Origin of the sequence: Cupriavidus sp. SK-3 (assembly GCF_000611145.1) — a bacterium.
In the GTDB taxonomy this organism is placed as follows: Bacteria; Pseudomonadota; Gammaproteobacteria; order Burkholderiales; family Burkholderiaceae; genus Cupriavidus.
The window spans coordinates 1-11,557 of the sequence record NZ_JFJV02000260.1; the positions used below are offsets into that span (position 1 = coordinate 1).

At 65.0% G+C, this 11,557-nt stretch carries 10 protein-coding genes; 7 read left to right on the forward strand and 3 right to left on the reverse strand.

Features of this window, described 5'->3' with window-relative positions; genetic code table 11:
• Nucleotides 1-167: 167 nt before the first annotated feature.
• Nucleotides 168-572: a hypothetical protein gene (locus CF70_RS27510; RefSeq protein WP_035872585.1), complete on the reverse strand. Its 405-nt coding sequence runs from the start codon at nucleotides 570-572 to the stop codon at nucleotides 168-170.
• A complete protein-coding gene (locus tag CF70_RS27515) occupies nucleotides 569-1,258 on the reverse strand; it encodes a DUF433 domain-containing protein (protein WP_235185232.1) in 690 nt (229 codons plus the stop codon). Before CF70_RS27515 ends, CF70_RS27510 begins: the two co-directional genes overlap by 4 nt.
• A gap of 436 nt (nucleotides 1,259-1,694) precedes the next feature.
• Between CF70_RS27515 and CF70_RS27520 the strand changes: the two genes are divergently transcribed.
• Together CF70_RS27520 and CF70_RS27525 are read left to right on the forward strand one after the other, a co-directional pair.
• Entirely contained in the window at nucleotides 1,695-1,985 is a 291-nt protein-coding gene (locus CF70_RS27520) for a hypothetical protein (protein ID WP_035872589.1), read from the forward strand.
• Between the two features lie 240 nt (nucleotides 1,986-2,225).
• Nucleotides 2,226-2,522 carry an addiction module antidote protein gene (locus CF70_RS27525; RefSeq protein ID WP_035872592.1) on the forward strand — a complete coding sequence of 99 codons (297 nt, stop codon included), beginning with the start codon at nucleotides 2,226-2,228 and terminating at the stop codon, nucleotides 2,520-2,522.
• A 133-nt stretch (nucleotides 2,523-2,655) separates the two neighbouring features.
• On the opposite strand, the gene ychF is transcribed toward CF70_RS27525, so the two are convergent.
• On the reverse strand, nucleotides 2,656-3,747 hold the full coding sequence (ychF, locus tag CF70_RS27530; protein ID WP_035872596.1) for a redox-regulated ATPase YchF: 1,092 nt from the start codon (nucleotides 3,745-3,747) through the stop codon (nucleotides 2,656-2,658).
• Between the two features lie 331 nt (nucleotides 3,748-4,078).
• Between ychF and CF70_RS27535 the strand changes: the two genes are divergently transcribed.
• The 5 genes from CF70_RS27535 to CF70_RS27555 all read left to right on the forward strand — a co-directional run bounded on the left by CF70_RS27535 (nucleotide 4,079) and on the right by CF70_RS27555 (nucleotide 11,557).
• Nucleotides 4,079-5,335 (forward strand): UbiH/UbiF family hydroxylase, encoded by a 1,257-nt coding sequence (locus tag CF70_RS27535; RefSeq protein ID WP_200876821.1) that lies wholly within the window; start codon nucleotides 4,079-4,081, stop codon nucleotides 5,333-5,335.
• A 50-nt stretch (nucleotides 5,336-5,385) separates the two neighbouring features.
• Nucleotides 5,386-6,135: a DsbC family protein gene (locus CF70_RS27540; protein WP_035872602.1), complete on the forward strand. Its 750-nt coding sequence runs from the start codon at nucleotides 5,386-5,388 to the stop codon at nucleotides 6,133-6,135.
• Nucleotides 6,136-6,216: 81 nt separating this feature from the next.
• Complete coding sequence (locus CF70_RS27545; protein WP_035872605.1) at nucleotides 6,217-7,206, forward strand: MDR family oxidoreductase; 990 nt, start codon at nucleotides 6,217-6,219, stop codon at nucleotides 7,204-7,206.
• A 54-nt stretch (nucleotides 7,207-7,260) separates the two neighbouring features.
• The gene (locus CF70_RS27550) at nucleotides 7,261-9,066 is read left to right on the forward strand and encodes a M61 family metallopeptidase (RefSeq protein WP_035872608.1); all 1,806 of its coding nucleotides are present in this window, start codon (nucleotides 7,261-7,263) and stop codon (nucleotides 9,064-9,066) included.
• 25 nt (nucleotides 9,067-9,091) lie between these two features.
• A complete protein-coding gene (locus CF70_RS27555; protein WP_035872612.1) occupies nucleotides 9,092-11,557 on the forward strand; it encodes an FUSC family protein in 2,466 nt (821 codons plus the stop codon).

An 11,557-nucleotide genomic window follows, 5' to 3' on the forward strand; every position in this document is an offset into this window, starting at 1 on the left:
GATCTGGGGGCGCTGTGAGAGGGGGGCGGTTGCCGTCGGCATGCCGCTGTGCGCCAAGCATGATCGGATTGGCTGGAGCATCAGAGCCGATTCACATTGCTGTGTAGTGTGACGGTCTGCTTGATGGCGCTCGCAGATGCGTTGTGAGACGCCGCTTTGCGCCTGTCCTAGAGCTTGACTTGTTCGAACTGGCCTTTGCCAGAGAAGTTGAATGGAACCTTGAAAGCGGCTCCGCCTTTGATACCTTCAGAGTGCTCAATGATCCGTGGCCACCACCGCACCAGATTGTGCGCAATATCCCAGAACCTATGGTTTGACCAGCCTTTGTCGAGAAAGAAGACAATTAGCCCCGCACGGCGCAGTGCTTCTCGCTCGAGGCCTTTGTTCAGCTTGTCGTGCGTGATGACAGCCCATCCGCCTTCTTGCGAGAGCGCGTCGATCCAGGCCGCATCCGTTGTGTCTTGTGGGAAGCGGTCTCGCAACGGAGCGACGGAGTGCCCGTATGGTTCGGAAAGCGAGTGGAGCGCCCGTGCCAGCGCTGGAGAGAGATTGTTGTCAGCGAAGAACTTCACGCTACCAGGCGTTCTTCAAAGGCGACTGCCGCCTCCACCGAGGCAACAGGCACTTCATACAACCTGGCAACAAGCTGTTTGTCGCCTTCGGCCCGGAATGCCTCGGCGAGGATCGAAGTTCTGATGGCGCCATCGGTGACAATGGGCTTACCGAAGGCGATTTCAGGATCTAAGACCACGGCCTTGCTGCGCAGCGTCGGGTACCAGCGCGCGGCGGCATCGTCAGCACCAAATTCGATGCCACGATACAAAGAGGGCTCGATGATCTTCTGAAACGCGTACTGGCTTTTCACCAAGTCCAGCAGTTCGGTCTCACCAGATTCTTGTATGGTCGACGCGAAGATTGTGCGGCCGTCCGTCTGAAAACGGCGGGAGGTAAAGGGATGTCGCAGGGCAAAAAGCTCGCGTGCCTTGCGGCTCGCCAGGCGTATCGTTTGCAGGCTGACGCCGTGCTGGCGAAACGCTCGGACGAATCGGACTTCCAGCAGATCATGAAAACTGATCCCATCCACGTCCGCTTCCGCCAGTTCGGTCTCCCAAAGTGGAGCAACCGGAACCGCATGCCGGGTCGTCTTGTTCCTATATGCATAGCCGTCTAGCCAGCGCCGCAGGTCGCGCACGGGGATGCCGGTGAGCCTAGCAGCTTCATGGAAGGTGTATAGGCCAATGCCAGTCAACTTCATCATTGCCCCTCCTTCCGCGTAGTGTCCCGTCAGCTAAATGCCGGCGGCGAATCTGGATATTTTAGCGGCTTCGCGGGCGTGCAGTTGTCATGTTTTCGTTAACACGCTCCGATGCCTGACTCGCGAAAGTCTATCGGGAAGAAACCCCAAGCTTTGTTTGCTCGTCCTCTTGGAGTCTGCAGCCGCCATGCCTCAGGAATGCACAAGAGCATTGCTGCCAGCGCTATACTAGATGAGTCGCTGCAACCACAGCGACCGGGATTGGCGTCTCGACTACGTGGGAAGACAGCCGCCGCAAGGCGGTCCCTTTGAACTGGTCAAGAGGAGGCGCACATGCCCCAGTCCTTGCTTGTCCGAATTGCCCGTACCTGGCATTCGGCTTATCCCAAAGTCCCCGCGATCCCAAATCGCATGCGCTCCCAAATCGGGAGGGCATCCAATGTGTAAGCACCCCCACTACAACATCAGCGCCGAGCAGACAGGCCGCGATATCTTCGTGACCGCGCACGCTGCATCCGAAAGCCCGCTTAGCCTCGCCGCCGAAAAGGCTGCCCAACTCAACGCGCTGCTGTCGGTCGCCATCGAGAACGCTGCCGGTGGCACCCTTGCCAACTTGACGGAGGAGACCCAGGGCCATCTGCTCTCCCTGGCGGCGGTACTTGCGAACGAGACGTTGGTGTTGAGTGAACTCGCGGTCCTGCGGGACTTGGAGGGGACGCGTGATGGGTGAACTTGTGGCGGGCTTGTACGAGCGGGCTGCGTTAGCAGTCTCGTGAAATAGGAAGCCCCGCAGGCGTTTGGTCTCGCGGGGCTTCTGTTTGTTTACATGCGAATGGATTCTCACCCTGCCACCGAGCCATTTTTTTTCGCCTATTTGTCCACTTCGCACTTCAGTCGGCGATAAGTCGACTCAGAAAGCCGACATCAAGCGAGCTAAGGAAATGTGGAAAACGATCAAGAAGGAGTCATCATGAACAAGATCGAAGTGGCACGCTTCGATGCCTCGGACTATCTCGACAGCGAAGAAATGATCTCTGAGTACCTCAATGCAGCCTTGGAAGAGGACGACACTGCAGTGCTGCTTGCCGCTATTGCGGACATTGCCAGGGCACGTGGTATGACCAGAGTGGCTGCCGACTCTGGACTTGGCCGTGAGAGCCTTTACAAAGCACTCGCTCCGGGTGCAAAGCCTCGCTTCGACACCATCATGAAACTCCTGCACGCGCTCGGCGTGAAGCTCACCACAGTGCCGGACGCTCACGCATAACTAACCGACATAACTAACCGACATAACTAACCGACGCCACGGCCAAAAACAAAAACCCCCCCCCCCCCCCCCGGGGGGGGGGGGGGGGGGGTTTTTGTTTTCGGAGGAAGTTCGCCGACGTCCGATATTCGGCTTAGACGTTGAACAAGAAGTTCATCACATCCCCATCCTTCACCACATACTCCTTACCTTCCGCGCGCATCTTCCCGGCTTCCTTCGCGCCTTGCTCACCCTTGAAGGTAATGAAGTCCTCATAGGCGATCGTCTGTGCGCGGATGAAGCCGCGCTCGAAGTCGGTGTGAATCACGCCCGCAGCCTGCGGAGCAGTGTCGCCCACATGGATCGTCCACGCGCGCACTTCCTTCACGCCGGCGGTGAAATACGTCTGCAGGCCCAGCAGCGTGAAGCCCGCACGGATCACGCGGTCCAGGCCGGGTTCTTCCATGCCGAGGTCGGCCAGGAACTCGGCCTTGTCGGCATCGTCGAGGTCAGCGATTTCGGCTTCGATGGCAGCGCACACCGCTACCACCGGCGACTTGGTCTTGGCGGCGTGGGCGCGCACGGCGTCCAGGTGCGGGTTGTTCTCGAAGCCGTCTTCACGCACGTTGGCCACGTACATGGTGGGCTTGGCGGTGATCAGGCACAGCGGCTTGATGGCGGCCCATTCTTCGTCCGACAGGTCGAGCGTGCGCACGGCCTTGGCTTCGTTGAGCACGGCCTGGGCCTTTTCCAGCACGGCCACCAGGCGCAGTGCTTCCTTGTCGCCGGCGCGCGCGGGCTTGATGTAGCGGGCGTGGGCCTTTTCCACGGTGGCGAGGTCGGCCAGCGCCAGTTCGGTGTTGATCACCTCGATATCGGACAGCGGATCGACCTTGCCGGCGACGTGGATGACGTTCTCGTCCTCGAAGCAGCGCACCACGTGGGTGATGGCGTCGGTTTCGCGGATATTGGCCAGGAACTGGTTGCCCAGGCCTTCACCCTTGGAGGCGCCCGCCACCAGGCCGGCGATGTCGACGAATTCGACCACGGCCGGGAGGACGCGCTCGGGCTTGACGATCTCGGCCAGCTTGGCAAGCCTCGGATCCGGCACTTCCACCACGCCCACATTGGGCTCGATGGTGCAGAACGGGTAGTTCTCGGCGGCGATGCCGGCCTTGGTCAGGGCGTTGAACAGCGTGGACTTGCCGACGTTGGGCAGGCCGACGATGCCGCATTTGAGGCTCATGGTAAACCTTTAAAAATCAATGGGTTGCGGTTCGCCCTGGGTGCGTCTGGCGCGGTTGGCGCGGCGATTGGGACGCAGAGGGGAAAAGTGCAGCACGAGGCAAGACAGCCAAAGCGGGGCTTCACTCACCGCTTTTGTGCCGGAATTGCCATCGGAAAGATGGCTATTGTAACCTCGCCAGACGTTGCGCTGAACCCGCCGGCTGCTCCCTCTGGTCCTCGTATTTCCTCACTCTCCGCAGGTGTCCCCGTTTGCCCTGCACGTTACGCGGCCGTTTCCGACGCGCGTGGGTACGGCAAAGGCAATGTGCCGGGATGGCTATAATTCACGCATGACTCGTTCATCTCCCTCCCGTTTCCAGGTTGCCGTGGTCGGCGGCGGCATCGTCGGCAAGGCTTGTGCGTTGCTGCTGGCCCAGCAGGGCATGCAGGTGGCGCTGATCGCGCCGCGCCCCCGCGGGGCCGTGCCGCAGCCGGACCAGTGGGACAGCCGCATCTACGCCTTCTCGGCGAGTTCGCAGGCGTTGCTGGAGCAGTTGCGTGTGTGGGAGGCGCTGGACCCCGCACGGATGCAAATGGTGTCCGATATGCGTGTGTTCGGCGATGCGAGCGCAGCGCAGGCCGATACCCCGGCCGCCGGCGACCTGCATTTTTCGGCATATGCCGCGACCGTGCCGCAACTGGCCTGGATCATCGAATCCGGCCATGTCGAGCGCGTGCTCGATACCGCCTTGCGTTTCCAGCCACAGGTGCACTGGCATGACGATACCGCAGCGGCCTTCGCGCGCGACCACGAGGGCGCCACGCTGACGCTCGCCGGTGGCGACAAGGTGCGCGCCGCCTGCGTGGTGGGCGCGGATGGCGCGCGTTCGTGGCTGCGCGACCAGTGTCATATCGCAGTTGCGAAGCGCCGCTACCGCCAGCTCGGCGTGGTGGCCAATTTCGAGTGCGAGCTCCCGCATCAGGACACGGCCTGGCAGTGGTTCCTGGGCACGCCCCCCAAGCTGATGGCCGACGAGGAGCCCGCCAACGGCGAGATCCTGGCGCTGTTGCCTTTGCCCGGACGCCGCGTCTCCATGGTGTGGTCGGCCGAGGAGGGCCACGCGAGCGACCTGCTGGCGCTGTCTCCGGAGGCACTGGCCGATACCGTGATGCAGGCCGCCAGCGGCGCCGTGGGGCGCCAGTTCGGCGCGCTGCGCTGCGTGACGCCGGCGCAGGGCTTCCCCCTGGTGCTGCAGCGCGCCGAGCAGTTCGTCCAGCCGCACGTGGTCCTGGTGGGCGACGCGGCGCATGTGGTGCATCCGCTGGCCGGCCAGGGCATGAACCTGGGATTGCGCGATGTGGCGGAACTTGGCCGCGTAATGGCCGACAAAGAGTCTTTCCGTGGCGAAGGCGACCTGCGCCTGCTGCGCCGCTACGAGCGGGCGCGCGCCACCGATCTGCTTTCCCTGACGGCTGCCACCGATGGCCTGCACCGGCTGTTTTCCCTGCCTGGCGGCATCGCAGGCGCAGTGCGCAATACGGGCATGCGCGCGGTGGGAGGGCAGCCGCTGCTTAAACGTTTTCTTATCGGGCGCGCGCTGGGCTGAGTCCCGAGCCCGTCTCACGCGTACCGAACCATCGATTCACTGGAGTCAACATGTTGCAATTCCTGCGCCGCCGTCCCGCCCTGTCAGCCACCATCGTTGGCGGTTTGGCGGCTGCCGGCTTCGCGCTCCACGCCATGGCTGCCGGCGATCCCGGCACCGATCGCATCAAGGAATCGATGCAGAAGATGCTCGGCGGGCGCGCCGAAGTGAAGAGCGTGGCCAAGACCCCGGTGCCAGGCTTGTTCGAAGTCAATGTCGGCGGCCAGGTGGTCTATACGGATGCGACCGGCCGCTACATCATCAACGGCGAGATGGTCGACAGCAAGACCGGCACCAACCTGACCGAGGAGCGGCTGGCCGAAATCAACCGCATCAAGTGGTCGGACCTGCCGCTGGCGCGCGCCATCAAGTGGAGCAAGGGCGACGGCAGCCGCCAGGTGGCGGTGTTCTCCGACCCCAACTGCGGTTACTGCAAGCGCATCGAGCAGACCTTCCAGCAGATGGACAACATCACCGTCTACACCTTCCTCTATCCGGTGCTGTCGCCGGATTCCTCCGTGAAGGCCAAGCAGGTCTGGTGCGCAACCGACCGCACCAAGGCCTGGCGCGACTGGATGCTGAGCCATGTGGCGCTGACCGGCAACGGCAGCTGCAAGACGCCGGTGGATGACAACCTGGCGCTCGGCCAGAGCCTGAATATCACCGGTACCCCGGCAGTGTTCTTCATGGACGGCACCCGCATCCCCGGCGCCGCGGACGCTGCCACGCTCGAGCGCAAGCTCGCCAGCCTCAAGAAGTAAGCACTTGGCGCCGGCGGCCTCCCGGCGCTGCCGTGCCGGGGGCGTCCGGTTGTCTTTCATCAGGAATCCGAAGGAGACACCATGACGTTCCAGGCTTTGCTGCTGACCCAGGCCGACGGCGCCACCCAGGCCGCCGTTACCGCGCTCGACGAATCCAGCCTCCCCGCCGAGGGCGACGTGCTGGTCGCCGTCGATTACTCCACCATCAATTTCAAGGACGGGCTGGCCATCACGGGCCGCTCGCCGGTGGTGCGCAAGTGGCCGATGGTCGCGGGCATCGACGGGGCCGGCACGGTGCTGGAATCCACGCATCCGCGCTGGAAGGCCGGCGACAAGGTCGTGCTCAACGGCTACGGCGTGGGCGAGACGCACTGGGGCTGCCTGGCGCAGCGCGCACGCCTCAAGGGCGACTGGCTGGTGGCCTTGCCGGATGCCTTCACCACGCGGCAGGCCATGGCCATTGGCACCGCCGGCTATACCGCCATGCTGTCGGTACTGGCGCTGGAGCGCGCCGGGGTCAGGCCGGGCGATGGCGAGGTGCTGGTGACCGGCGCCTCGGGCGGCGTGGGCTCGGTCGCCATCGCGATCCTGTCCCGGCTGGGCTATCGCGTGGTGGCGTCCACCGGCAAGACTGCCGAGGCTGACTTCCTCAAAGCGCTGGGCGCGGCGGATGTCGTCGACCGCACCGAACTCGGCAAGCCGAACAAGCCGATGCAAAAGGAGCGCTGGGCCGCGGTGGTGGACTCGGTGGGCTCGCACACGCTGGTCAACGCCTGCGCGCAGGTGCGCTACGGCGGCGCGGTGACGGCCTGCGGGCTGGCGCAAGGACTGGACTTCCCGGGCTCGGTGGCGCCCTTTATCCTGCGTGGCATCACGCTTTACGGCATCGATAGCGTGATGGCGCCGATGGCGCGGCGCGAGGAAGCCTGGCAACGCCTGGCGCAAGACCTGGAGCCGGATCGCCTGCGCGCCATTACCAGCGAGATCGGCTTGTCCGAGGCGATCGAGGCCGGCCGCAAGATCGTCGATGGCGGCATGCGCGGCCGCGTGGTGGTGAACGTGAACGCCTGAGCCGGCGCGGGGTCCGGGGCGGTCGGGGCAGGGCATGGCGCTACAATCACGCTCATGAAGCCGATCCATTACGCCATCGCCCCGCTTCAACCCGAAGCGCACTTGTTCGCCGTCACCGTCACGGTCGACGCCCCCGATCCAGCCGGCCAGCAGTTCTACCTGCCGGCGTGGATTCCCGGCAGCTACATGATCCGCGACTTCGCACGCAATATCGTGCGCATCCGCGCGGATGCCGGCGGCAAGCCGGTGGCGCTCGCCAAGCTCGACAAGCAGAGCTGGCAGGCGGCGCCGGTGGACGGGCCGCTCACGCTCAGCTACGAGGTCTACGCCTGGGATCTGTCGGTGCGCGCCGCGCACCTTGACGCCACCCACGGATTCTTCAACGGCAGTTCCGTGTTCCTGTGCGCCGAAGGGCAGGAAGATCGTCCCTGCACGGTGGACATTCATGCGCCAGCCGGCGAGGCCTATGCCGGCTGGCGCGTCGCCACCGCCATGCGCGAAGCGCCTGGCCGCGGCGGCGCCAAGCGCTACGGCTTCGGCCGCTACCAGGTTGCCGACTACGACGAGCTGGTCGACCACCCGGTCGAGATGGGCAACTTCACCATGGGCAGTTTCCGGGCCTGCGGCGCCCAGCACGACGTGGTGTTCACGGGCCGCGTGCCGCAACTCGACCTCGACCGCGTGTGCCGCGACCTGAAGCAGATCTGCGAAGCGCAGATCCGGCTGTTCGAGCCCAAGACGGAAAATGCACCGTTCCTCGACAGCAACCGGCGCTACGTGTTCATGACCATGGTCACGACCGACGGATACGGTGGGCTGGAGCATCGCGCCAGCACGGCGCTGATCTGCGGGCGCGCGGACCTGCCGGCGCTTGGCAAGGAAGAGGCCACCGAGGGCTACCGCACCTTCCTCGGGCTGTGCAGCCACGAGTATTTCCACACCTGGAATGTCAAGCGCATCAAGCCCGCGGCCTTCGTGCCGTACCGGCTGCGCGAGGAAACCTATACGCCGTTGCTGTGGCTGTTCGAGGGTTTCACCAGCTACTACGACGACCTGATGCTGGTGCGCAGCGGACGCATCACCGAGAAGCAGTACGTGGAGCTGCTGGCCAAGACCTGGAACGGCGTGCTGCGCGGCAATGGCCGCACCAAGCAGAGCGTGGCCGAAAGCTCTTTCGATGCCTGGACCAAGTTCTACCGCCAGGACGAAAACGCGCCCAACGCTATCGTCAGCTATTACACCAAGGGTTCGCTGGTGGCGCTGGCGCTGGATCTCACCATTCGCACCAGGACCCGCAACCGCCGCTCGCTCGACGACATCATGCGCGCGCTGTGGCAGCGTTATGGCAGCGGCTTCTATGCGCCGGGCGCGCAGCAGCGCGGCGTTACCGAGGCGGAGCTGCATGCGCTGTTCGACGAGGTCAGCGGCCTGCGCCTGGGCGCGCTGCTGCGCTCGCTGACCGAGGGCACCGGCGAGCTGCAGCTGGCGGCGCTGTTCAAGCCTTTTGGCATCAAGGCGGTGCCGGCCAAGCCGGAGCGCAACGCCGCGCTCGGCATCAAGACCAAGAACGAAGACGGCTGGGTGCGCGTGACCCAGGTACTCGATGGCGGCGCGGCGCAGGCGGCCGGGCTTTCGGCGGGCGACCTGCTGGCTGCGGTGGATGGCCTGCGCGTGGCGCCCGGGCAGCTCGACAAGCTGCTGGCGCGCTACCGCACCGGCGACAGCGCCGAATGCCACGTGTTCCGCCGCGACGAGCTGCACGTGCTGCCGCTGACCTTCGCGCGCGAGCCGGCGGCGCAGTACACCGTGACGGCCGAAGGTGGCCGCCAGGCCATGCGCGCGCGCTGGCTGGGCCTCTAGGCCGGTAAGGACCACACGCAGCCACATGCAATACGCGCACGACGCCCGCACCTTCGTCTATTCGCATTACGTCTATCGCGGGCTGCGCTCCGCGACCGGGGTGATCGGCGCCACGCTGATCGCCATGCAGTTCACGGACCTGCCCACCGCCATGGTGGTGTCGATGGGCGCGCTGTGCACCAGCCTGATGGACCTGCCTAGCCCGTTCAGCCACAAGTTCAACGAGATGCTGGCCAGCGTGCTGCTGTGCACGGCGGTGACCTTGCTGGTGGCCATGGCCACGCCATTCCCGCGCGTGATGCCGCTGGTGCTGGTGCTGGTGACTTTCATGGCCGGCATGATGACGGTGTATGGCAACAAGACCCTGCCATTGCAGTTCTCGGCCTTGTTCGTCATGACGCTGACTATCAACGAGGACTTCGTGGTGCGGCGTGCGTTCGAGCATGCCTTGTTGTTCGGCATCGGCGCGGTGGCCTACATGGCCTACGCGATGGTGGTGAGCTGGGCAACGCAGCGGCGCACCAAGCAGCAGGTGCTGGCCGAGGCGCTGTACGAGATGGCGGGCTACCTCGAGATCAAGGCGGGGTTTTACGATGCCGGCAATGACTACGAGGCGCAGTTCAACCAGCTGGTGCGCCAGCAGATCGTGGTGGCGGAGCGGCAGCAGGCGGCGCGCGACCTGGTGCTGCGCGGCAACACCACCACCCACGACGGGCTGCTGGTGCAGGTCCATATGCGCATGCTGGACCTGTACGAGTACATCCTTTCCACCAATACCGACTACCCGCTGCTGCGCCAGACCTTTGCCGGCACGCCGGTGCTCGATCACCTGGGCCGGCTGGTGCAGCTGATGTGCAAGGATGCGGAAGGGATCGCCTACGACATCACGCGCGGCCGGCCTTCCTACGCCACCGTGGACTACCGCCAGGAGCTGCGCGCGGTCGAGCACGAGATCGCGCAGCTGCGCCATCACCACATCAACGCCGCGGCGATGACGGCGGTGGCGGAGACGCTCGACATGATCAAGGGCGCCATCGTGCTGGTGGAACAACTGCACGAAGCGTCGCGCACGCCGGTGGAGCCCAGCAAGGTGCTGCCCGGGCCGGACATGACGCCCTTCCTCACGCGCCAGCGCTACGAGCTCAAGGTGCTGCGCGACAACCTGCACTGGAAATCGCCCGCCTTCCGCTTTGCAGTGCGCATCACCATGGCGGTGGGGGCGGGGCTGTGGATCGCCGATCACCTGCCGTATGTGTCGCACAGCTACTGGATCCTGCTGACCATCATCGTGATCCTGAAGCCCAACTTCAGCATGACCAAGCAGCGCTACAACGATCGCCTGATCGGTACGCTGATCGGCTGCGTGATCTCGGTAGCCGTGCTCAGGGTCGTGCACCAGCCGCTGATCCTGCTCGGCGTGCTGTTCCTGGCGCTGGTGGCGAGCACGGCGTTTTCCACCATCAAGTACCGCTACACCGCGGTGGCGGCCTGCGTGCAGGTGCTGATCCAGATCAACCTGCTGATGCCGGGCAGCCCCACCGTGGCTGGCGAGCGGCTGATCGATACCGTGATCGGCGGGCTGATCGCCACGGTGTTCAGCTTCGTGCTGCCCAGCTGGGAATACCGCGCGCTGCCCGCGCTGGTGGAGACCGTGCTAGAGGTCAACCGCCGCTACATCGCCGCCACGCGCGACCTGCTGCTGCGCGTGGCCAAGGACGATTTTGCCTACCGGGTGCAGCGCAAGCAGTTCATGGACAGCCTGTCCGCGCTGATCGGGTCGTTCCAGCGCATGCTCGACGAACCCAAGAGCCGGCATCGCGCGGTGGACAACCTGAACCGCTTTATCGTGCAGAACTACCTTGTGGCGGCGCACGTGGCCGCGGCGCGCATCCAGGTGCGCGAGCATTATGGCGAGCTGGATTTGCCGGCCGCCGAAAGCGCTATCCGCCAGGCCACCGATGCCGCTGTTCACAGTCTGCAACTGGCCAGTGAAAGGCTGGCCGAGGGCGATCGCTCCGGCGGGCGTGGCGCGGGATTCATTCGTCCGGCGAAGAGCAAGGCGGCGGTAAAGGAACCGAAGGCGGCGGACGTGGCCAACGAGAGCACCGGCGCCGCGATGGCAGGCGCTGCCGGGGTCGCCGTTGCGGGCATAGCCGCCAGCGTCTCCGATGCCCATGCTGCCCGGACCGTCGACCTGGCGCTTGCCGCGGCCACCGCCGATGCGCCGCCGCCATCCGAAGACGCCAGCGAGCGCCGTGCCCGCCTGGCCGATTCGGCCGACCGCCGCCGCGCCGATGTGCTGGTGCATGCCGCGGCGTCGGGCGAGCTCACACGCGCCGCCAGCGAAGCCGGCGGCACCGCCAGCACGGCCAGCTCAACCGGCCGCACCGCCAATGCCATCCTGGAGCGCCGCCTGCGCGCGTTGCGCGAGGACACCGCAAAGATCGCCCTGCGCACCGGCGCGATCGGCCGCGCCATGCGGGAGCGCTAG